The sequence below is a fragment of the Micromonospora sp. NPDC048835 genome (assembly GCF_040649995.1).
Lineage (GTDB): Bacteria > Actinomycetota > Actinomycetes > Mycobacteriales > Micromonosporaceae > Micromonospora.
The window spans coordinates 99,183-121,105 of sequence record NZ_JBEZGM010000017.1 but is presented as its reverse complement, the minus strand read 5'-3'; the positions used below and the strand labels follow the sequence as shown (position 1 = coordinate 121,105).

At 70.8% G+C, this 21,923-nt stretch carries 18 protein-coding genes and 1 other RNA gene; 12 read left to right on the top strand and 7 right to left on the bottom strand.

Annotated elements, in window-relative coordinates; genetic code table 11:
* Positions 1-36: 36 nt before the first annotated feature.
* Positions 37-126, top strand: an RNA gene (gene ffs / locus AB0C15_RS21215) — signal recognition particle sRNA small type.
* A 204-nt stretch (positions 127-330) separates the two neighbouring features.
* Positions 331-3,357, top strand: a complete 3,027-nt coding sequence (locus AB0C15_RS21210) for a DNA polymerase III subunit gamma and tau (RefSeq protein ID WP_357354404.1) — start codon at positions 331-333, stop codon at positions 3,355-3,357.
* On the opposite strand, the gene AB0C15_RS21205 is transcribed toward AB0C15_RS21210, so the two are convergent.
* Positions 3,335-4,090, bottom strand: a complete 756-nt coding sequence (locus AB0C15_RS21205; protein ID WP_357354402.1) for a DUF998 domain-containing protein — start codon at positions 4,088-4,090, stop codon at positions 3,335-3,337. The two genes, AB0C15_RS21210 and AB0C15_RS21205, sit on opposite strands and share 23 nt — an antisense overlap.
* Positions 4,091-4,292: 202 nt before the next feature.
* Between AB0C15_RS21205 and AB0C15_RS21200 the strand changes: the two genes are divergently transcribed.
* The 7 genes from AB0C15_RS21200 to AB0C15_RS21170 all read left to right on the top strand — a co-directional run bounded on the left by AB0C15_RS21200 (position 4,293) and on the right by AB0C15_RS21170 (position 11,447).
* Positions 4,293-4,601 carry a YbaB/EbfC family nucleoid-associated protein gene (locus AB0C15_RS21200; RefSeq protein ID WP_007466279.1) on the top strand — a complete coding sequence of 103 codons (309 nt, stop codon included), beginning with the start codon at positions 4,293-4,295 and terminating at the stop codon, positions 4,599-4,601.
* 8 nt (positions 4,602-4,609) lie between these two features.
* Positions 4,610-5,203: a recombination mediator RecR gene (gene recR / locus AB0C15_RS21195; RefSeq protein ID WP_030328135.1), complete on the top strand. Its 594-nt coding sequence runs from the start codon at positions 4,610-4,612 to the stop codon at positions 5,201-5,203.
* Between the two features lie 243 nt (positions 5,204-5,446).
* Positions 5,447-7,120: an ABC transporter substrate-binding protein gene (locus AB0C15_RS21190; protein WP_357354400.1), complete on the top strand. Its 1,674-nt coding sequence runs from the start codon at positions 5,447-5,449 to the stop codon at positions 7,118-7,120.
* Between the two features lie 98 nt (positions 7,121-7,218).
* Complete coding sequence (locus AB0C15_RS21185; protein ID WP_357354398.1) at positions 7,219-8,226, top strand: ABC transporter permease; 1,008 nt, start codon at positions 7,219-7,221, stop codon at positions 8,224-8,226.
* A 65-nt stretch (positions 8,227-8,291) separates the two neighbouring features.
* On the top strand, positions 8,292-9,251 hold the full coding sequence (locus AB0C15_RS21180; protein ID WP_357354491.1) for an ABC transporter permease: 960 nt from the start codon (positions 8,292-8,294) through the stop codon (positions 9,249-9,251).
* Positions 9,252-9,363: 112 nt separating this feature from the next.
* Positions 9,364-10,350, top strand: coding sequence for an ABC transporter ATP-binding protein (locus AB0C15_RS21175; RefSeq protein WP_357354396.1), 987 nt, complete (start codon positions 9,364-9,366; stop codon positions 10,348-10,350).
* Positions 10,347-11,447: an ABC transporter ATP-binding protein gene (locus AB0C15_RS21170; RefSeq protein ID WP_357354394.1), complete on the top strand. Its 1,101-nt coding sequence runs from the start codon at positions 10,347-10,349 to the stop codon at positions 11,445-11,447. Before AB0C15_RS21175 ends, AB0C15_RS21170 begins: the two co-directional genes overlap by 4 nt.
* A gap of 75 nt (positions 11,448-11,522) precedes the next feature.
* On the opposite strand, the gene AB0C15_RS21165 is transcribed toward AB0C15_RS21170, so the two are convergent.
* Both AB0C15_RS21165 and AB0C15_RS21160 read right to left on the bottom strand, forming a co-directional pair.
* Entirely contained in the window at positions 11,523-11,891 is a 369-nt protein-coding gene (locus AB0C15_RS21165; protein WP_357354392.1) for a hypothetical protein, read from the bottom strand.
* A gap of 14 nt (positions 11,892-11,905) precedes the next feature.
* Positions 11,906-12,544, bottom strand: coding sequence for an HNH endonuclease family protein (locus AB0C15_RS21160; RefSeq protein ID WP_357354390.1), 639 nt, complete (start codon positions 12,542-12,544; stop codon positions 11,906-11,908).
* Between the two features lie 107 nt (positions 12,545-12,651).
* On the opposite strand from AB0C15_RS21160, the gene AB0C15_RS21155 reads away from it, so the two are divergent.
* On the top strand, positions 12,652-14,145 hold the full coding sequence (locus tag AB0C15_RS21155) for an MFS transporter (RefSeq protein ID WP_357354388.1): 1,494 nt from the start codon (positions 12,652-12,654) through the stop codon (positions 14,143-14,145).
* 30 nt (positions 14,146-14,175) lie between these two features.
* Here AB0C15_RS21155 and leuA read toward each other — a convergent pair whose 3' ends face one another.
* From leuA to AB0C15_RS21140, 3 genes are all read right to left on the bottom strand, one after another.
* The gene (gene leuA / locus AB0C15_RS21150; RefSeq protein ID WP_357354386.1) at positions 14,176-15,927 is read right to left on the bottom strand and encodes a 2-isopropylmalate synthase; all 1,752 of its coding nucleotides are present in this window, start codon (positions 15,925-15,927) and stop codon (positions 14,176-14,178) included.
* Positions 15,928-16,299: 372 nt separating this feature from the next.
* On the bottom strand, positions 16,300-16,830 hold the full coding sequence (locus AB0C15_RS21145) for a nitroreductase family protein (RefSeq protein ID WP_357354384.1): 531 nt from the start codon (positions 16,828-16,830) through the stop codon (positions 16,300-16,302).
* Between the two features lie 85 nt (positions 16,831-16,915).
* Positions 16,916-17,704, bottom strand: coding sequence for a hypothetical protein (locus AB0C15_RS21140; RefSeq protein ID WP_357354382.1), 789 nt, complete (start codon positions 17,702-17,704; stop codon positions 16,916-16,918).
* 246 nt (positions 17,705-17,950) lie between these two features.
* Between AB0C15_RS21140 and AB0C15_RS21135 the strand changes: the two genes are divergently transcribed.
* Positions 17,951-19,216, top strand: coding sequence for an aspartate kinase (locus tag AB0C15_RS21135; protein WP_279515351.1), 1,266 nt, complete (start codon positions 17,951-17,953; stop codon positions 19,214-19,216).
* A 5-nt stretch (positions 19,217-19,221) separates the two neighbouring features.
* Positions 19,222-20,283 (top strand): aspartate-semialdehyde dehydrogenase, encoded by a 1,062-nt coding sequence (locus tag AB0C15_RS21130; RefSeq protein ID WP_357354379.1) that lies wholly within the window; start codon positions 19,222-19,224, stop codon positions 20,281-20,283.
* Between the two features lie 209 nt (positions 20,284-20,492).
* Here the strand turns inward: AB0C15_RS21130 and AB0C15_RS21125 are convergent, their stop codons facing one another.
* Positions 20,493-21,902: a sensor domain-containing diguanylate cyclase gene (locus AB0C15_RS21125; protein ID WP_357354377.1), complete on the bottom strand. Its 1,410-nt coding sequence runs from the start codon at positions 21,900-21,902 to the stop codon at positions 20,493-20,495.
* Between the last annotated feature and the right edge of the window lie 21 nt (positions 21,903-21,923).

The window sequence follows — 21,923 nt, the reverse complement described above, 5'->3', positions numbered from 1 at the left end:
CCTGAAGATCGACGGGCGGTCGGGTAGGCTTGGCGTCACCTCCCGTGCGGCGGTATCTCGTGAACCTCCCCAGGGCCGGAAGGCAGCAAGGATAAGCGAGCTCTGCCGGGTGCACGGGAGGCCTTTTCGTCTGTGGGCCGGTTGATCCACTCGGCATCCGTGATGTCGCGGTGTCCCGGTCATGCGGACACCGCGGTTTCCAGGAAGCCGAGTCGATCAAGCCCTAGTGGCCCGGTCGATCAAGGCTGAAGGCCCAGGCGCCCCGGCGGGGTGGGTGGTCACCCGCGCCCGACCGGCGCAGAATGGCTCGGTCGAGAGGAGGCGGGACGAGTGACGCTGGCGCTCTACCGCAAGTACCGGCCGCGTACCTTCGCTGAGGTCATCGGCCAGGAGCACGTGACCGAGCCGCTGTCGCAGGCGCTGCGCAGCGGGCGGCTCAACCACGCCTACCTCTTCTCCGGCCCGCGCGGCTGCGGCAAGACCACCAGCGCCCGGATCATGGCCCGCTCGCTCAACTGTGAGCAGGGCCCCACCCCGGAGCCGTGCGGCAAGTGTGACTCCTGCCGCTCCCTGGCCGCCGACGGTGCCGGCTCGATCGACGTGATCGAGATCGACGCAGCCAGCCACGGTGGTGTCGACGACGCCCGCGAGCTGCGCGAGCGTGCCTTCTTCGCACCGGCCAGCAGCCGGTTCAAGATCTACATCATCGACGAGGCGCACATGGTCTCGACCCAGGGCTTCAACGCCCTGCTCAAGCTGGTCGAGGAGCCTCCGGAGTACGTCAAGTTCATCTTCGCCACCACCGAGCCGGAGAAGGTCCTCGGCACGATCCGGTCGCGGACCCACCACTACCCGTTCCGGCTGTTCCCACCGAAGGTGGTCCGCCCGTACCTGGAGCAACTCACCCAGGCCGAGGGCGTCGCCGTCGAGCCGGCGGTCTTTCCGCTCGTGGTGCGTGCCGGTGGCGGCAGCATGCGGGACAGCCTCTCCGTGCTCGACCAGCTCATCGCCGGGGCGGGCGCGGAAGGGGTCAGCTACGCCCGAGCCGTCTCGCTGCTCGGGGTCACCGACTCCGCGCTGATCGACGAGATGTGCGACGCACTGGCCGCCGGTGACGGCGCGGCCGCGTACGCCACCGTCGACCGGGTCGCCGAGGCCGGGCACGACATGCGCCGGTTCGCCTCCGACCTGCTGGAACGACTCCGCGACCTGATCGTCATCCAACAGGTGCCGGACGCCGCCGCGAAGGGCCTCATCGACGGCCCGGCCGACCAGATCGAACGGATGGCCGCCCAGGCCTCGCAGCTCGGCTCGGCCACGCTCTCCCGCTGCGCCGACATCGTGCACGACGGGCTGGTCGAGATGCGCGGCACCACCGCGCCCCGGCTGCTGCTGGAGCTGATCTGCGCCCGGATGCTGCTGCCCGGCGTGGACGACTCCACCGGCGGGCTGCTCCAACGCCTGGAGCGGATGGAACGTCGGCTCACCCTGGGCGGCACCGACGCGCCGTCGGCCGCCACCGGCTCCGCACCAACCACCCACCCAGGGGTACGCCCACAGCCAGCCACCCCGGTCCCGGCTGCCGGCACCCCGGCACCGGCGAACGCCCCGACCTCCGCACCGCCGTGGACTGTCGACCCGCCAGCGTCCCCGCCCCGGAGCGGCGCGGCCCCGGGCGCTCCGGCCCCGGCTGCCCCGACTGTCGGCGCTTCCGCCTCGGTCTCCGGCGCTCCGGCCCCGGTCTCCGGCGTTCCCGTCTCGCCCGCTTCGACCTTCGGTGCACCGGCCTCGTCCGTCTCGGCGGCCGACTCGCCGATCCCGGCGTCCCCCGGCGCGTCGACCGGTTCCCCCGCCGAGGCCGTGCCCGGCTCACCCGCCGGCTCGGCCCCGCGTCGCGTGGTGCCACCGTCGGCGGTGCTTCCCGACCCGGCGACACCCGCGCCGCCCCGACCGGGAGCACCGCCCGCCGCGCTGGACGCGGTCGCGGTCCGCCGCGTCTGGCCCGACGTGGTCGGCAAGGTCAACCGGACCAACAAGCGGATCGCCGCCCTGATGCGGGACGCGGTCGTCCGTGAACTCGACGGCGACATGCTGGTGCTGACGGTGAAGTCCACCGTGCTGGCCAAGATGATGGCCGACCACGCGGCGGTGCTCACCGACGCGCTCTACGAGGAGTTGGGCGGCCGCTGGCAGATCCGGTGCGAGGTGGCCGGCGAGCGCGGTGGTGTGTCGCTGCCCAGCTCACCCCGTACCCAGCCCACTGCACCGGCTCGCCCCGCCACACCGCCGGCCGCGACGAACACCGCGCCCCCGCCCGCCGCCGCCGCGCCGGGCTCGTACGCTGTGCCGGGCTCGAGCGTCGACGGGCTGGGGAGTGCGGTAGCCAACGCCCCGACGGGCACACCGCCCACCACGGGGAACTCGAATGTCGTCCCTGGGACGAACGCCGCGCCGGGCTCGCACGCCTCCGCTGGATCGGTGAGCGCGCCTCGTGACCCGGCGAACCCGGCGGGTGCCGCCGGCGGGGCTTCTGGTGGTCACGGTGCTGGTCGGCCGGGTGCTTCGCCGTCCGGGGCGGCAGACGACGAGGGCGACTGGCCGGAGGCGGCCCGTCCCGGAGGCGGTGCCCAGGCTGCCGAGGCGACTGACGACGAGGACTGGCCGGAGGCCGCCCGACCTGGCGGCGCGGCGGCCGGGAACGACTCGAGCCGCGACGGCTCGCACTCCGCGACGGGCTCTGCTGCCGCTCACGGCGGCGCCGTGAACGGCGGCGGCCTCGGCAGTGGTGACACCAACAGTGGCGCCCTTAACGGCGGTGGCGCGAACAGCGGTGGCGGCGCGAACGCCGGCGGCAGCAACGCCGGCGGCAGCAACGCCGGCGGCAGCAACGGCGGCGGCAGCAACGGCGGTGGCGCGAACGGCACCGGACCGGGCGGTTCGGGCGGACCCGGAACAGCGGCCCGCGGCGGTAGGGCGGACGGGCGGGGTAACCCGACACCGGCGGCCCGGCAGCCGGCGGCAGCCGGTGGTGCACCGGTGAGCAGCGCCATCGCCGCGGCTCGCGCGGCGGCGGCGGGGCGTGGTGCGCGTACCGCAGCGGCAGCCCGACCCGTCGCGGACGCCGAGTGGGCCGGCGAGCCGCCCTACGACCCGGACTTCGACGGCCCGGCGCGGGCCGGCGGTCGGCCGGGCGGCGCGGCGGCGGCCCCGGCCTACGAGGGGTTCGACCCGGGCGACGAGCCGTTGGACGAGATCATCGACGAGAAGACGGCCCGAGAGTCGAGCGAGGAGCAGGCAGTACGCCTGCTTCGCGAGACCTTCGGCGCCGAGAAGATCAACGAGGTCGACGCCCGCTAGCCCCCGCCCCCTGGCTCGCCGATCTTGCAGTTTCGGTTGTCGAAATGGGCAGAATGCCCTCCTGTGTCGACGCAGAAAGTGCAACATCGCGCAGGGGAGGGGGTTCGGCCAGGAGGACTCCGAGGCAGACGGCCCAGATGGGGAAGGGTAGGACGGCTAGGCGTTCCATTCCGCCTACTCCGATTCCCAGGCTCTGCTGGGCGAAGAACAGGGTCGTTCCGGCCAGCGCGACTAGGCCGGCGGTGAGGGTGAGTCGTCGCCACCTGCCGAGCGTCGTGTCGCGCGGTGCACAGCCGGCGAGGAGCAGCCCGATGTTGCCGACCCCCATGATCAGAAATGCGCCGAGGACGTGCAGGTTCTCGTCGACGTCGGCGGGGTGGCGAGCGACCAGCGCGTACCCGCCGCTGGCCAGCAGCAGGAGTGTCTGGGCCGTGCGCACCACCGCGCCGCGGCCGAGGGTGCGCCAGGTGAGCAGGAGCCCGGCGGCGAGCAGTACGGCGGTGGCAAGCGTCGCGGTGTTCATCAGTGGGTGCCACGGCGAGCAGACGTAGCGGGGGCGGGTGGTGTCCCAGACGCCGCAGTGGGCGTTGCCCAGGTCGCTGATGTTGTGGGTGGCCCAGCTGTAGGTCGGCTCGCGCCACCGCAGCCCGGTGATCAGGCTGGCGACGAGGAAGAGGGGTGTGGCCGCGAGCCAGCACAGCGCACCGGCCCGGCTGGTGCGGTTGAGGTTCATGCCACGAGCACACCAGTGCGGTGGCCCTCGGCGCACTACCAGCAGATGGCCGTTTCGGGGTAGGGGTAGCCGTACCCCGAAGGCTCGGCGTGGGCGGACCAACCGGGCGGGGAGCGGTCGGTCCCAGCGGATAGGCTGAGCGGCGGTCGAGCAGACGAGTGTGAGAAGGAGCCATCCCGTGCGCCCAGGTGGACAGCCGAACATGCAGCAGATGCTGAAGCAGGCGCAGAAGATGCAGCAGCAGATCGCCGCCGCCCAGGCCGAGCTGGCCGAGGCCGAGCTGACCGGCACCGCCGGTGGCGGGCTGGTCACCGCGACCGTCTCCGGTTCCGGTGAGCTCAAGGCCATCAAGATCGACCCGAAGGCCGTCGACCCGGACGACGTGGAGACGCTCGAGGATCTGGTCGTCGCGGCCGTGCACAACGCCGCCGAGGCGGCCCGTGAGCTGACCGAGCGCAAGATGGGCCCGGTCGCCGGCGGCATGGGCGGCCTCGGCCTGCCCGGTTTCTGAGCCGGCAGATGTACGAAGGTGCCATCCAGGACCTGATCGACGAGCTGGGTCGGTTGCCGGGCGTGGGCCCGAAGAGCGCCCAGCGGATCGCGTTCCACGTCCTCTCGGCCGATCCGGCCGACGTCAACCGGCTGGCCGGCGCGTTGCGCAAGGTCAAGGAGCTGGTGCGGTTCTGCACGACCTGTTACAACGTGGCCGAGTCCGAGCAGTGCCGGATCTGCCGCGACCCGCGCCGTACCGACGAGGTGCTGTGCGTGGTGGAGGAGCCCAAGGACGTGGTGGCCATCGAGCGGACGGGCGAGTTCCGCGGTCGCTATCACGTGCTGGGTGGCGCGATCAATCCGCTGGAGGGGATCGGCCCGGACAATCTACGCATCCGCGAGCTGATGATCCGGCTCGGTGGCGGCGGGGTACGGGAGTTGATCCTGGCCACGGATCCGAACACCGAGGGTGAGGCGACCGCCACCTACCTGGCGCTGATGGTGAAGCCGATGGGCATCTCGGTGACCCGGCTGGCCAGTGGGCTGCCGGTCGGTGGCGATCTGGAGTACGCCGACGAGATCACGCTGGGCCGGGCCTTCGAAGGTCGCCGGGCCGTCTGATTCGTACCGCCGGGGGTGGTGTCGTCCGTGACGATGCCACCCCGTCGTGGTGCCCGGCGCGGCAACGATCAATGTGTCGCCCCGTGTGTTCGCCGAGCCGTCGAGTGTCAGACCCCCGCACAAGGTGTCGGCTTGATAGCGATTGCCTAACGCCCGTTCCGCTGCACGTGTGACATGTCATAGCCTCCCGCACACGGACCGAGCCACAACTCGGTGTGGTCATCCGCATGACAGAGGTGAGAGATGCAGGCGAGAAGGCTAAAAACGGCTGTGGCCATCGCGGCCGTTGCCGCTCTGGCGGTCGGCGCGGCCGGCTGCGCGGAGAGCGATCGCGACGGTGACACTGGCGAGGCCAAGACTGGCGGCACCTTCATCTTCGCGGGTGCCGGCGACCCGAAGAACTTCGATCCGATCTTCAACGATGACGGCGAGTCGTTCCGGCCGGTTCGGCAGATGTTCGACACCCTGGTGAGCCACAAGCCGGGCACCGCGGAGCTTCAGGGCGGTCTGGCGGAGAGCTGGGAGCACGACCCGGCCGGCAAGGTCTGGACGTTCAAGCTCCGTCAGGGCGTCAAGTTCCACGACGGCACCCCGTTCGACGCCGCGGCGGTCTGCTTCAACTTCGACCGTTGGTACAACATGAAGGGCGCTGCCGCCCAGTCCCAGATGATCTACTACATGGACACCTTTGGCGGGTTCGCGAAGAACGAGGCCGAGGGCGCCGGCGAGTCGATCTACAACAAGTGCGAGGCCAAGGACGGCGGGACGGCCGTCCTGACCCTGAACAAGTACAAGGGTGCCTTCCCCGGTGCCTTCGCGCTGACCTCGCTGTCGATCGCGAGCCCCGAGGCGCTCAAGAAGTACGACGCCAACACGGTCACGCAGAGCGGTGACTCGTTCTCGTACAGCGCGTTCGCCAACGAGCACCCGGTCGGCACCGGCCCGTTCACCTTCGGTGGCTGGGACAAGGCCAAGAACGAGATCACCCTGAACCGCAACCCGGACTACTTTGGCGAGAAGGCCAAGGTGGACAAGATGATCATCAAGATCATCAAGGACGAGAGCACCCGCAAGCAGGAGCTCCGTGCCGGCACCGTGCAGGGCATCGACTTCCCGGCCCCGGCCGACCGCAAGGCGCTCGAGGGTGAGGGCTTCCAGGTCATCAACCGCCCGGCGTTCAACATCCTCTACCTGGGTCTCAACCAGAAGAACCCGAAGCTGAAGGACCTGCGGGTGCGGCAGGCGATCGCCTACGCGCTCAACCGCCAGCAGCTGGTGCAGACCAAGGGCCCGGGTGGCGCCAAGGTCGCCGACGAGTTCCTGCCGGACACCGTGCTCGGCTACGCCCCGGACGTGCAGAAGTACGAGTACAACCCGGACAAGGCCAAGCAGCTCCTCAAGGAGGCCGGCGCCGAGGGTCTGACGCTGAACTTCTACTACCCGCCGGACGTCTCCCGGCCGTACATGCCGAACCCGCAGGAGATCTTCACCGTCCTGGCCAACGACCTCCAGGCCGTGGGCATCAAGGTCAACGGAACTCCTCGCCCGTGGAACGGTGGCTTCAAGGACGACGTGCAGCAGTTCGGTAAGCACGACCTGCACATCCTCGGTTGGACCGGCGACTACAACGACCCGGGCAACTTCGTCGGCACGTTCTTCGGCCGGGGCAAGGCCGAGTTCGGCGACCAGGCGATGACCGAGATGTTCGACGCCATCGCCAAGGCTGACGCCACCGTCGACGACGCCGGCAAGAAGGCGGCCTGGGAGCAGGTCAACCGGGACATCGCCGCCAAGTGGCTGCCGGCAGTGCCGGTCTGGCACGCCCCGCCGGCGATCGTCGTCACCAAGGATGTCAAGGGGCTCGTGGCCAGCCCGCTGACCGACGAGCGGTTCAACACGGTCAGCATCAGCAAGTGACGTCCGTCGGCTGAGGCCGTAGGCGTGAATCGGCCCGGTCCGGGGCTCCTTCCCCGGTCCGGGCCGATTCCGCGATCATCGAGAGTCTGGTGTGAGAGATGTTGCGAGTCATAGTCCGCCGCCTGTTGCAGTTGGTGGTGACCCTCTTAGCGCTGTCGGCGCTGATCTTCATCTGGCTGCGGAACCTGCCCGGTGGCCCGGTCGAGGCGCTGCTCGGTGAGCGGGCCACCCCCGAGCGCCGTGCCCTGCTGACCAAGGCGCTCGGCTATGACCAGCCGATCCTGGTGCAGTACGGCAAGTTCATGCAGCGCGTGCTGACCGGCGACTTCGGCAACTCGATCCGGACCGGTGACCCGGTCACCGAGGTCATCAGCCGTGCGTTCCCGGCCACCATCGAGCTGGCCCTCGCCGCGATGATCATCGCCGTTGGCCTCGGGGTGCCGCTCGGCTACCTCGCCGCCCGCTGGCGTGGACGGTGGCCGGACAACGTCACCATCGCCGGCACCCTGCTCGGCATCTCCATCCCGATCTTCTTCCTGGGCTACCTGCTCAAGGACGTCTTCACGCAGAACATCCACTGGTTCCCGCCGTCCGGGCGGCTCACCACTGGTCTGGACAACACGAACGTCACCGGCTTCTTCGTGCTCGACGGCCTGCTCACCCGCGAGTTCGACGCCAGCGCGGACGCGCTGTGGCACCTGATCCTGCCGGCGATCACGCTCGCCACCATCCCGCTGGCGGTGATCGTGCGGATCACCCGGGCCAGCGTGCTCGACGTCCTCAACGAGGACTACGTGCGGACCGCCGAGGCGAAGGGCCTGCGGCACCGCACCATCCGTGGTCGGCACATCCTGCGCAACGCGCTGCTGCCGGTGGTCACCACCATCGGTCTACAGACCGGTGCGCTGCTCTCCGGCGCGGTGCTCACCGAGAAGGTCTACAACTGGGGCGGCATCGGCACGCTGATCACCGACTCGATCAGCGGCGGGCGGGACTACCCGGTGCTCCAGGCGATCATCCTGCTCGCCGCGCTGGTCTTCGTGGTGGTCAACCTGCTGGTCGACCTCTCCTACGCCTTCATCGACCCGAGGGTGCGTGTGCGATGAGTGACCCCATCACCGAGGCCGGCGTGCCGGCCCCCCGTCCCGGGGACGACAAGCCACGCCCCGGCATGAGCGAGCGCAGCATCGGCCTGCTGGGCGACCGCAAGAAGGCGCGACTGGACGAGCTGGCCCAGGCCAGTGCGGCCGACCGGGGCGGGGTGAGCCTCGTCCGCGACGCCGTACGCCGGTTGCGGCGCAACCCGGTCGCCATCGTCGGCGCCGTCATCGTGGGGCTGTTCGTCCTGGTGGCGATCTTCGCTCCGCTGATCGCGCCGCACGATCCGGTGCAGCGCTTCGACGAGCTGACCAAGGGCCTCACCGTGGACACCATTCCGGGTGCCAGCGGTGACTTCCCGTTCGGCTCCGACCCACTCGGCCGGGACTTCCTGTCCCGGATGATCTACGGCGCCCGGCAGACGCTCTTCGTGGGCGTGCTCGCCACCCTCATCGGTCTCGCGCTCGGCGTGCTGATCGGTGCGATCGCCGGTGCCTTCGGTGGTTGGGTCGACGTGGTTCTGATGCGCCTCACCGACGTGATGCTGGCCCTGCCCAGCCTGCTGCTCGCGATCACGCTGGTCGCGATGGCGAGCCGGTCGAGCCAGTGGACGGTCATCTTCGCGGTGGCCATCGTGAGTGTGCCGATCTTCGCCCGGCTGCTGCGCGGCTCGATGCTGGCCCAGCGGGAGAGCGACCACGTGCTCGCCGCCCGCGCGCTCGGCGTCAAGGAGCGCAACATCGTGCTGCGGCACATGCTGCCCAACTCGCTGACCGCGGTGATCGTGCAGGCCACCCTGACGTTCGCGGTGGCCATCCTGGACGCGGCGGCGCTGTCCTTCCTGGGTCTTGGTGACCCGGACATCAACCGGGCCGAGTGGGGCCTGATGCTCGGCGTGGACGGTCAGCGCTATTTCGAGGTCCGCCCGGAGTTGGCGTACTACCCCGCGCTCGCGATCATCGTGGTCGCGCTCGGCTTCACCCTGCTGGGTGAGGCGATGCGCGAGGCGATCGACCCGAAGAACCGGCGGTGACCGCGATGCGCGCGACCAGCACGTCCGGTGCCCGCCTTCGGCGAGCGCGAGGAGTGAGCTTGCGACCCCCACAGGCGCGAGCGAAGGACCACAGCAGTGAGGAAGTGACCCGATGAGCCTGCTCGACGTCCGTGACCTGAGCGTCGTGTTCCAGCGGCGAGGCGAGCGACCCTTCACCGCCGTCGACAAGGTCAGCTTCACGGTGGAACCGGGGCAGACCGTCGGCCTGGTCGGCGAGTCCGGCTGCGGCAAGAGCGTGACCAGCCTGGCCATCATGGGGCTGCTGCCCAAACGGGGTAACAAGGTCACCGGTGAGGTGCTGTTCGAGGGCACCGACCTGCTGACGTTGCGGCCGGACGACATGCGCGACCGGCGTGGTCGGGAGATCAGCATGATCTTCCAGGACCCGCTCTCCTCGCTGAACCCGGTCATCCCGATCGGTGTCCAGGTCGCCGAGGTGTTGGAGCGGCACCAGGGCCGGGACCGCAAGCAGGCGCTGCGGGAGTCGCGGGACCTGCTCGACGCCGTCGGAATCCCGGACCCGCAGCGGCGGCTCTCCGAGTACCCGCACCAGATCTCCGGCGGGATGCGGCAGCGCGCGCTGATCGCCATCGCGCTGGCCTGCAAGCCTCGACTGCTGATCGCGGACGAGCCGACCACCGCGCTCGACGTGACCATCCAGGCGCAGATCCTCACCCTGCTCAAGCAGTTGGTGGACGAGACCGGCACCGCGCTCGTCATGATCACTCACGACCTGGGCGTGGTGGCCGGGCTCTGTGACACGGTCAACGTGCTCTACGGCGGCAAGGTCGTCGAGCGGGAGCGACGGCACCAGCTGTTCGCGCACGCCCGCCACCCGTACACGCACGGGCTGCTCAGCTCGGTGCCCCGGCTCGACTCACCCCGCGGTGAGCGGCTGCACGCGATCCGTGGGTCGGTCTCGGACAACATCCCCTGGGCCGAGGGGTGCGCGTTCGCGCCGCGCTGCGACAACGTCGTGGACGCGTGCCTGGAAGGGCCTCCGCCGCTCGAACCCACCGCCGACGGCGGCGACCTCCGCTGCAACAACCCCGTCTCCGAGGAGGTGGCGGTCCGATGACCGAACAGACCGAACCCCTGATCGAACTGCGCGACATCAAGGTCCACTTCCCGATCAAGAGTGGTCTGCTCTTCGACCGGACCGTCGGCTACGTCTACGCCGTGGACGGGGTGTCGCTGAGCATCCGCAAGGGCGAGACCTACGGGCTGGTCGGCGAGTCGGGCTGCGGCAAGTCGACGTTGGGCCGGGGGTTGTTGCGGCTCGTCGAGCCCACCGACGGCGAGATCATCTTCGAGGGCACCGACGTCCGTGCCCTCAAGGGCGAGGCGATGCGCCGCGCCCGCCGCCGCATGCAGATGATCTTCCAGGACCCGCTCTCCAGCCTCGACCCCCGACAGTCGGTGGAGTCGCTGCTGGTGGAGGGGCTCAAGGCGCACGGGTTGGCCGGCGACAAGGCCGAGACCAACCGGCGGCTGCGCGAGACGCTGGAGGCCGTCGGCCTGCCCGCGTCGGCCCTCGGCAAGTACCCGCACGAGTTCTCCGGCGGCCAGCGCCAGCGGATCGGCATCGCCCGGGCGCTGGTGCTCGACCCGGACCTGATCGTCGCCGACGAGCCGGTCTCCGCGCTGGACGTGTCGATCCAGGCCCAGGTGCTCAACCTGCTGGAGGACCTCCAGAACGAGCGCGGCCTGACGTACCTGATCATCGCGCACGACCTGGCGGTGGTCCGGCACATCGCCGACACGGTGGGTGTGATGTACCTGGGCGGGTTGGTGGAGGAGGCGTCCAGCGACGACCTCTACCGCGAGCCGATGCACCCGTACACCCGGGCTCTGATGTCCGCGGTGCCGGTGCCCGACCCGCTGGTGGAGGACCGTCGTGAACGGATCCTGCTCGCCGGCGACCTGCCCTCGCCGACCAATCCGCCGTCCGGTTGCCGGTTCCACACCCGGTGCCCGTGGGCGCAGCCGACCCGGTGCGCCGACGAGCGACCGGAGCTGCGCGACGTGGTCGGCGGGCATCGGGTGGCCTGCCACTTCGCCGAGGACATCGCCGCCGGCCAGATCCGGCCGCACCAGGTCGAGGTGGAGTTGGTCCGCCCGGTGGAGGGCACCGGCCCCCTCGACCCGCCCGGTGAGCTGATCCCGACCCCGTGACGCCGTCAGGGGCCGTCCCGTCCAGGACGGCCCCTGAGCCGGTGCCTGTCCGGGCGGGTCAGCCCGCCGGACGGCTCAGCCCTCAGGGCGGTGCAGCAGCCCGACCGCGACGCCGTGCACCGCGTCCAGCCCTGCCGGGTCGGCCAGCGCGACCGACGCGCCGGTCACCGCGTACCACTCGTCCGCGTCCTTGTACTGCACCCGCAGGGTGACCGTGCCGTCCGCGTACTCGGTGCGCAACGTCAGGTCGCCGGTGACGACGCCGACCTCGTCGGTCATCACGCCGCCGGGGCCGGGCACGATGTCGGCGGTGCGGCTCTGCGGGCCGGCCGCGCCGCCCGAATCCGCCACCATTCCGGCCCCGGGCACGGCGGCGGGGGTCTCGGCGGCCCCGTCCGCGGTCATACCGGCGGCGGCCGGGCCGCTCTCCCCGGTGGCGGTCACGAGTCGCTCCCCACTCAACAGCCCTCCAACATGTCGGTAAGCGCGGCCTTTTCGGCGCTGGTCACCGTCAACCGCCAGTAGTGCTTGACCGTCACCCAGTCCTGGGCGTATTGACACCAGTACGATCGGTTTGCCGGCTTCCACTGGGACGGGTCCTGGTCACCCTTTGCCCGGTTGGAGGAGGCGGAAACCGCGAAGAGCTGCGGACGGGTGGTGTCGTTGGCGAAATCGCCGCGCTTCGCGTTGTCCCACTCGTCGGCACCCGAGCGCCACGCGTTGGCCAACGGCACCATGTGGTCGATGTCCACGTCGGAAGGGTCCGAGAAGCTGCGCCCGTCGTACACGCTCTCCCAGCGCCCACCGACCACGTTGCAGCCGGACAGCTTCACGTCCTTGCCGTCGCGCTGGAGGATGCTGTCCCGGACATCGCAGTTCTTGCCGGTGTCCCGCCAGTGCGGGAAACGCTCCCGGCTGTAGCCCTTCATCGAGCCGGCGGTCGCGACGGTGAGCTGGCTCAGCTGCTCCGCGGCGTTACCGCCGCCGCTCGGTGGTGGTGCGGTCGGCTCATCCGGCGGGACGCAACCCGCCACGCCGAGCGCCAGCGCCGCGACGAGCGCGACCACCGACACTCGCGGTCCTGATCTGGTACGCACAGACGACACCTCTCCAGCTTGGGGGCTCCCGGCGATTGCGCACAGTACCCGGGAACGGTTTCGGCGTTTCGTGGCGTCTCCCACATGGTGCAAGGCACATTGGTGGGATGACCGCACCCGTACCGGCAACCGCCCTCCGGATGGGCACCACCGCCGGCCGGGGCACGCTGCTCGCCGCCGTGCTCGCCTCTGGCATGGTCTTCCTTGACAGCACTGTCGTCAACGTGGCGCTGCCGAAGCTCGGGCAGGACCTCGGCGCGAACGTGGCCGATCTCCAGTGGACCATCAACGGTTATCTGCTGATGCTTGCGGCGTTCGTGCTGCTCGGCGGTGCGCTCGGCGACCGGTTCGGTCGGCGACGCATCTTCCTCATCGGCGTGGTCTGGTTCACCGCCGCCTCCGTGCTGTGCGGGCTGGCCCAGGGCACCGGAATGCTGATCGCGGCACGGTTCCTCCAGGGCGCCGGTGGCGCGTTGCTCACCCCCGGGTCGCTGTCGGTGCTCCAGGCCAGTTTCCACCCCGACGACCGGGGGCGCGCGATCGGCGCCTGGGCCGGGCTGTCCGGGGTGTCCACCGCGCTGGGCCCGTTCATCGGGGGTTGGCTGATCGACGCGCTGTCCTGGCGGTGGATCTTCTTCCTCAACCTGCCGATCGCCGTGCTGGTGCTGCTGGCCGCCCTGCGCTGGGTGCCGGAGAGCCGCGACGAGAGCGCCTCCCGGACCCAGGGGAGGGGACGGAACCGGCGGCGGTTCGACGTCGCCGGTGCCCTGCTCGGAGCACTCGCACTCGCCGGCGTCACGTACGCGCTGATCGACGCGCCGGCACGCGGCTTCGACTCGGCCGAGGTGGTGATCGCCGCTCTGGTCGGGGTGCTGTCCGCGGTGGCCTTCGTCCTGCTGGAGCGACGACGGGGCGACGCCGCGATGCTGCCCACCGGGTTGTTCGGCAGCCGACTCTTCTCGGTGCTGAACATCTTCACCGTGGTCGTCTACGCGGCGCTCGGCGGCTTCACCTTCTTCTTCGCCGTCTACCTGCAGAACGTGGTCGAGTGGTCGGCCTTCCGCACCGGCATCGCGTTGCTGCCGATGACCCTGCTGCTGTTGGTCGGGTCGGCCCGGGCCGGCGCGTTGTCGGCCCGGATCGGCCCGCGGCTGCCGCTCACCATCGGGCCGGTGGTCGCGGCGGTCGGTCTGCTGCTGCTGCGCGGCGTCGGACCAGGCGCGTCCTACTGGACCGACGTGCTGCCCGGGGTGCTGCTCTTCGGCATCGGGCTGACCCTGGTGGTGGCACCGCTGACCGCGTCGGTGCTGGCCGCCGTGCAGGACCGGTTCTCCGGGGTGGCCAGCGGCTTCAACAACGCCGCGTCCCGGGCCGGCGGCCTGCTCGCCGTGGCGGCGCTGCCGCTGCTGGTCGGTCTGTCCGGCGGCGGCTACGAGCAGAAGGACGAGCTGACCGACGCGTTCCGGGGCGCGATGGAGTGGTGCGCCGGGCTCCTCGTGGCCGGTGCGGTGCTGGCCCTGGTGCTGGTGCACCGACCGCCCCGGGAAGCCCCGCCGTCCCAGCCCTGCCACTCGATGCCCGCCGCGACACCCCCGAAGTAGGTAGCTCACCTCGGGGGCGTCGGGCGTCGGTCAGCGGCGGGCGCGGTTGACGGCGCTGGTGACCGCCCTGATCGAGGCGGTGACGATGTTGGCGTCGGTGCCGACACCCCAGACCGTCTTCCCGTCCACCTCGCACTCCACGTACGCGGCCGCCTGCGCGTCACCACCGGAGGAGAGCGCGTGCTCGTGGTAGTCGAGCACCCGCACGCCCACCCCTACCGACTGGAGCGCGTTGACGTACGCGTCGATCGGGCCGTTGCCGACAGCGGTCAGCGACCGCTGCTCGCCGCCCACACCGACCTGGGTGTCGATCTCGACCTTGCCGTCGATGGTGCTGATCGTGTAGCCGGTCAGCCGGACGGCCGGGTCGGGCTGGTGGTCGAGCAGGTAGTGCGTCGCGAAGATCTCCCACATCGCGGCCGGGTCGACCTCGCCGCCGTCGTGGTCGGTGACCTGCTGGACGACCCCGGAGAACTCGATCTGGAGCCGGCGGGGCAGGTCCAGTTGGTGCTCGCTCTTCATGATGTACGCGACGCCGCCCTTGCCGGACTGCGAGTTGACCCGGATGACCGCCTCGTAGGTGCGGCCCAGGTCCTTCGGGTCGATCGGCAGGTACGGAACGGCCCAGGTGTGCTCGTCCATCGGTACGCCGGCCGCCTTCGCGTCGGCGGCGAGGGCGTCGAAGCCCTTCTTGATGGCGTCCTGGTGGGAGCCGGAGAAGGCGGTGTAGACGAGGTCACCGGCGTACGGGTGGCGCTCGTGCACCGGCAGCTGGTTGCAGTATTCGACCGCGCGCCGGATCTCGTCGATGTTCGAGAAGTCGATCATCGGGTCGATACCCTGCGAGAAGATGTTGAGGCCCAGGGTCACCAGGTCGACATTGCCGGTGCGTTCCCCGTTGCCGAACAGGCAGCCCTCGATGCGGTCCGCGCCGGCGAGCAGGCCCAGCTCGGCGGCGGCCACGCCGGTGCCCCGGTCGTTGTGCGGGTGCAGGCTCAGCACCACGCTGTCGCGGCGCGGCAGGTGCCGGTGCATCCACTCGATCGAGTCGGCGTACACGTTGGGGGTGGCCATCTCGACGGTCGCCGGCAGGTTGATGATCAGCGGCCGGTCCGGGGTCGGGTCGATCACGTCGATCACCCGGGAGCAGACCTCCAGCGCGTACTCCAGCTCGGTGCCCGTGTAGGACTCCGGCGAGTACTCGTAGAAGATCTCGGTGTCCGGGGTGTGGATCTCCGCGTACTTCTGGCAGAGCCGCGCCCCGATGGTGGCGATGTCGGCGATGCCGTCCTTGTCCAGGCCGAAGACCACCCGTCGCTGGAGGGTGGAGGTCGAGTTGTAGAAGTGCACGATGGCCCGCTTCGCGCCGCGCAGCGACTCGAACGTCCGGTCGATCAGGTGCTCCCGGCACTGGGTGAGCACCTGGATGGTGACGTCGTCCGGGATCATGTCCTGTTCGATGAGCTGCCGGACGAAGTCGAAGTCGGTCTGACTGGCCGACGGGAAACCGACCTCGATCTCCTTGTAGCCCATCTGGACCAGCAACTGGAACATCCGGCGCTTGCGCTCCGGCGACATCGGGTCGATCAGGGCCTGGTTGCCGTCACGGAGATCCACCGCGCACCACCGGGGGGCCGCCTCGACGGTGCGGGTGGGCCAGGTGCGGTCCGGCAGCTCCACCCGGAACTGCTCCCGGTACGGCTGGTAGCGCTGGTACGGCATCTGACTGGGTTGCTGCCGGGCGATCGGATCGGTCTCGGCGTCGGTGACAGGTTGAGCCATCTCAGAGTGCTCCCTGGAACATGTGGCGTCAGCAGATCGGAAGGTGTCGGCGAAGTGCCGGGCGACGGTGCGCGGCGGTGCCGAGAAGAGTTTCGGATTGCTGGACGGCGCGATGCGACTCCGCGACGAGGTGCCGGCCGGTCAGGCCTCGTCGCGGCGGCTAAGGAGAAGAAGCGCCCGCCACATATCCAGGTCACCCTACGTGATGGAACGGGGGGTGGAAAGGCTGGTCCGGACTATGGGACCGGAGTCATGGTCGGCGTCGGGGCCTGGGAACCCAGCCTCGGCGTCCGTTGCGTCCAGGCCACCGCGGGCACGACAGCCACCGCTACCAGCACGAAGATCGCTGCCGTCGGTAACCAACCCCGTCGATCAGGCGAGCAGCAGGTCGGTGACCGGTCGGCGGTGCCGTAGGCCGATCTCCCGGGCGCGTAGCTCGGCCGGGAGGGTGAACGGGTCCCCGAGCCGACCGACGGCGGCGACCACGAGTGGGCGGACGCCGCCTGGCAGGTCGAGTTCGGTGGAGAGGCCGGCCCGGTCGAACCGCGTGAGCTGGTGCACGTGCAGCCCGAGCGCGGTGGCCTGCACGGTCAGGTGGGCCATCGCCTGCCCCAGGTCGTACGCGGCCCGCTCGGTGTCGAGGCCGGTGTGCGCGCCGACCACCAGGGTCGCGGCGTGCCGGATCCAGCTCTGGTCGTCGATCGGGAGGCTGATCAGGATCCGTTTCCAGGTCTCGTCGTGGCGGTGGCCGAGGGCGAACCGCCAGGGCTGCCCGTTCTCAGCCGACGGGGCCCAACGGGCGGCCTCGAGGAGCGAGGCGGACTCCTCCGGGGTCAGCTCGGCGCTCCTGTCGAAGGCCCGTGGACTCCAGCGGTAGGCGAGCAGCGGGGTGAGATCAGCCATATGTCGGATCGTCCTGTATGGGTGATTCGCCCCAACGGCGGGGGGTGTCCGAATGTGGGCAAGAGCACCCGTAACGGGACGAAGATCAGGGCGTTCCCGCGCCCGGGCTCTCCGACGGGTCCGGGGTGGGCGGCGCTGCGGTGTCGAGCGGCTCCCGGTCGACCACCACCGGGCCGGCAAGCTGCACGGTCGCCGGTGCCGGGCCGGGTGCGGCAGCCAGTCTCAGCGTCCCGGCTCCGGTCCGGACGCCGGTCGGTGTGCCGTCCTGGTCGTAGCAGTAGATGCCCACATCCAGCGGGGCGTTGAGCGACGCCGAGGTGGAGTCCACCGAGTAGCAGGCGCCGGTCATCCCCTTGGGTGCGTCGGCCGGGGCGACCGCAAGCGGCGCGCGCCTGTCGGTCAGCACGTCCAGCCAGTCGGTGAGCGGGTGCTGAACCCGGGGGTCCAACCGGCGCGGAATCGCGTCGTCGCGCTCACCCAGGCGTACACAGCTCGCCGGCTCGGCGAAGCCGGCCGAGGGCAGGGCGCACTGGAACAGCCCGTCGGCCGTGGTGGCCATCGAGACGTCGGCGGTGCCACCCAACGCGCCGCCCGGCACGTCGACCCGCCAGGTGCCGTCGTTCGCGCTGGTGAACACGATGGTGCGATCGAGCTGGCCCGGCTGGCTGTACACGTACTGGGCCGTCAGGTGCCGATCCTGGGCTGCCGCGGCGAGCGCGGCCAGCTCATCGCGCGCGGCGTCCACCTCGACCGGCCCCGGATCGGCGGGCGGCGGGGCCGGCGGCTGTTCACTCGTGCAGGAGACCAGGAGCGCCGGCAGGGCGAGGACGAGCGGCCCGAGCACGCGGCCGGCCGAGCGGGTGAGGACGGGCACCGGCCCATTCTGGTGGGTGCGGCCGGCTGGCGGGCATCGAGGCGTACCGGCTCGTCCCGGCGTGTCGGGCCGGGTCGCCGCGACCTGGTGGAAGCACCTCGGCCGGCACCGGGCGGGCCGGATGGTGGGATCACCTCACCCGGCGTCGTTACCCGCCGGATACCCTCAAGGGGTTTGACACGCGCCGCCGGCCCCGGTTCCGGCGGCGTCGGCACGCTCAGGGTCGCTGGGAGGGAGTGCACCGTCGTGGCACTCGTGGTGCAGAAGTACGGCGGGTCCTCCGTCGCCAACGCCGAGCGGATCAAGCGGGTGGCCGAGCGCATCGTCGCCGCCCGCAAGGCCGGCGACGACGTGGTGGTGGTGGTCTCCGCGATGGGCGACACCACCGACGAGCTGCTCGACCTGGCCAACCAGGTCAGCCCGCTGCCGCCGGGCCGCGAACTGGACATGCTGCTCACCGCAGGCGAGCGGATCTCCATGGCCCTGCTGGCCATGGCCATCCACAACCTGGGGTACGAGGCCCGCTCGTTCACCGGCTCGCAGGCCGGCGTGATCACCACCTCGGTGCACGGCCGTGCCCGGATCATCGACGTCACCCCGGGGCGGCTCAAGGGCGCGCTCGACGAGGGGTCGGTGGTCATCGTGGCCGGCTTCCAGGGCGTCTCGCAGGACACCAAGGACGTCACCACGCTGGGCCGCGGTGGTTCGGACACCACCGCGGTGGCGCTCGCCGCCGCCCTGCACGCCGATGTCTGCGAGATCTACACCGACGTGGACGGCATCTTCACCGCCGACCCGCGGATCGTGCCCAACGCCCGGCACATCAAGGACATCACCTACGAGGAGATGCTGGAGCTGGCCGCGTGCGGCGCGAAGGTGCTGCACCTGCGTAGCGTGGAATACGCCCGCCGGGCGGGGTTGCCGATCCACGTCCGTTCGTCATACTCGACCAACACCGGCACGATGGTCACCGGATCGATGGAGGACCTTTCCGTGGAGCAGGCACTGATCACCGGGGTCGCGCACGACCGCAGCGAAGCCAAGATCACGATCGTCGGGGTGCCCGACGAGCCGGGTGCCGCCGCGCGGATCTTCGACACCGTCGCCGGCGCCGAGATCAACATCGACATGATCGTGCAGAACGTCTCCACCGAGGGCACCGGCCGGACGGACATCTCGTTCACCCTGCCCAAGGCTGATGGCCCCACCGCCATGGCGGCGCTCAGCAAGATCCAGGAGCCGGTCAAGTTCAAGGGCCTGCTCTACGACGACCACGTCGGCAAGGTCTCACTCATCGGCGCGGGCATGCGCTCCCACCCCGGGGTGGCCGCCGGATTCTTCGCCGCGCTCGGCGCGGCCGGGGTCAACATCGAGATGATCTCCACCTCCGAGATCCGGGTCTCCGTGGTCTGCCGCGACACCGACCTCGACGCCGCCGTCCGCGCCATCCACGACGCGTTCGAGCTGGGCGGCGACACCGAAGCCGTGGTCTACGCGGGGACGGGTAGGTAGCGCCGATGTCGGCGCTGCCCACCCTCGCCGTGGTCGGAGCGACAGGTGCCGTCGGCACCGTCATGTGTGAGCTGCTCACCGGGCGGCGCAACGTCTGGGGTGAGATCCGGCTGATCGCGTCCGAGCGTTCGGTCGGCCGCCGGGTGCGCTGCCGGGGCGAGGAACTCGTCGTCCAGGCGCTGACCCCCGAGGCGTTCGACGGGGTCCAGGTGGCCATGTTCGACGTACCCGACGAGGTCTCCGCCGAGTGGGCGCCGATCGCCGTCTCCCGGGGCGCGATCGCTGTCGACAACTCCGGCGCGTTCCGGATGGACCGCGACGTCCCGCTCGTCGTTCCGGAGATCAACCCCGAGCAGGTCCGCAACCGACCCCGGGGCATCATCGCCAACGCCAACTGCACCACGCTCGCGATGATCGTCGCCGTCGCGCCGCTGCACCGCGAGTACGGCCTCCGCGAGCTGGTGCTCGCCTCCTACCAGGCGGTCTCCGGTGCCGGCAAGTCCGGCGTCGACATCCTGCACGACCAGCTCAGCAAGGTCGCCGGCGACCGGGCGCTCGGCTCGCGCACCGGCGACGTACGCCAGGCGGTCGGCGACGACCTGGGGCCGTTCCCGGCGCCCATGGCGCTCAACGTGGTCCCCTGGGCCGGCTCCCCGGCGGACAGCGGCTGGTCATCCGAGGAGATGAAGATCCGCAACGAGTCGCGGAAGATCCTCGGCCTCCCCGACCTCAAGGTCTCCGCGACCTGTGTCCGGGTGCCGGTGGTCACCGCGCACTCGGTGGCCGTACATGCGGTCTTCGCCACCGAGGTCGACGCCGAGGGCGCCCGCGAGGCGCTCCGCAACGCCCCCGGGGTGATCCTTGTCGACGACCCCGCCGCCGGGGAATTCCCGATGCCGATCGACGCCGTCGGCACCGACCCGTCCTGGGTCGGGCGGATCCGCCGCGCCCTGGACGACCCCCGCGCCCTCGACTTCTTCGTCACCGGCGACAACCTCCGCAAGGGCGCAGCCCTCAACACCGCCCAGATCGCCGAACTCCTAGCCAAAGAACTCCGCACCCCCTAACAGCCCCCCGTGGCCCACCCCGCCCCGGCCCCCCGCGCCCCCACCCCACCCTTGCTGCGCCGATCTTGCACTTTCTGCGGCGACATAAGGGATCAGCGGGACAAAGCGACGACAGAAAGTGCAAGATCGACGGCGGCGAGGGGTGCGGGCGGCTCGGGGGCGAGGGTGGGGGTTGGTGCTGCGGCCAGGGTTGGTGCTTGGGGCTGGGGTTAGGCTGCGGCTAGGAGGACGCCGTCTCGGCCTTGGCGTTTCACCGCGTAGAGGGCCTGGTCGGCCCGCTTCAGGGTGCGGTCGGGGGTTTCGCCGGGGCGGGGGAGGGCGACGCCCACGCTGATGGTGCGGCCGACGCGTCGGGCCGCCTCGGTGAGCCGTTCGGCGATCCGGACCGCCTCCTCCGGGCGGCTCACCTCGATCACCGCGACGAACTCGTCACCGCCGATCCGGTACAACTCGTCGCCGTGCCGCAGTGCCCCCTCCAGCGCCCGGGCCAACCCGACGAGCACCCGGTCGCCGGCCTGGTGGCCGTACGTGTCGTTGACGGTCTTGAAACCGTCCACGTCGATCGCCAGCAGGGCCGTACGCCCGGGGGTGGCCGCCGCGATCCGCTGCCCGAACGGGCCGGTGTGCCGCAACCCGGTCAGCGGGTCGGAGCTGGCCTGCTCGCGCAGCCGGGCCAGCGTGCGGAGTCGGTCCACGCTCGTCCAGGCCTGCCCGGCGAGCAACTCCATCAGGCTGACCGTGGTCGGGTCCGGACGCAGCGCCCGTTCGTCGGCGACCAGCAGTACGCCTCCGGCGTCCGTCGGTCCGACCGGTACGGCGACGAGTGTGCGTACCCCCGCCCGGGTCAGCGGACGGTAGTCCTCGGTCGGCGGATGCCCGGCCTCGCCGAGTGTGTACCCGGCGCCGTACCGGTGTGCCCGGTCGACCATCCGGTCCTGAGCGGCCGGACCCGCCCCGGCCAGTTCGGCGCGGATTCGGGTCTCCAGGTCACCAGGCGTCGCCGGGGAGGGGCCGAGCTGACCGCCGATCAGCAGCAGCGCGGTGGAGAGTGTGGAGACCTCCCGGGCGGCACGGGCCGCCACCCCCATCACCTCCCCCTCCGTCGGTGCGGAGGAGAGCGCCGCGGCATGCCGGAGCAGCTTCTCACTGCGGCTCTCCGCCGGTGGGCCACCGAGGGCGGCGATCCGCGCGCCGAGCCGGTCGGCCAGCCGCTGCGCGGTCTCCCGCCACGGCTCCAGGTCGGTCGGCTCACTCCACTGCAGGTCGAGTACGCCGATCACCCGGCCCGTCGGGTCCGACACCGGCACGCACAGCTCGGCTGTCACGTCCGGGCGTACCGGTAGGTAGTCGGGGTCGACGGTGACGTCCGGGACGACGGCGGGGGCGCATGTCGCGTACACCCGCCCGACGATGCCGGTCCGCGCCGGCACCGTGGCGAAGACCTGCCAGGCCCCGGTCGCCGCGACGCAGCGCAGACCGTCGTGGGCCGCGAGGAGTACGGAGATGGTCGCCGGGGTGTGGCGGGACAGCGCGGTGACCGTCCATCGACACGCCTCAGGTGCGCTCGACGCCATCGGCAGGCGGGCGGTGACGTCACGGATGACTCGCTGATGATCCACTCGCACGTCGTTCCAGGTAGG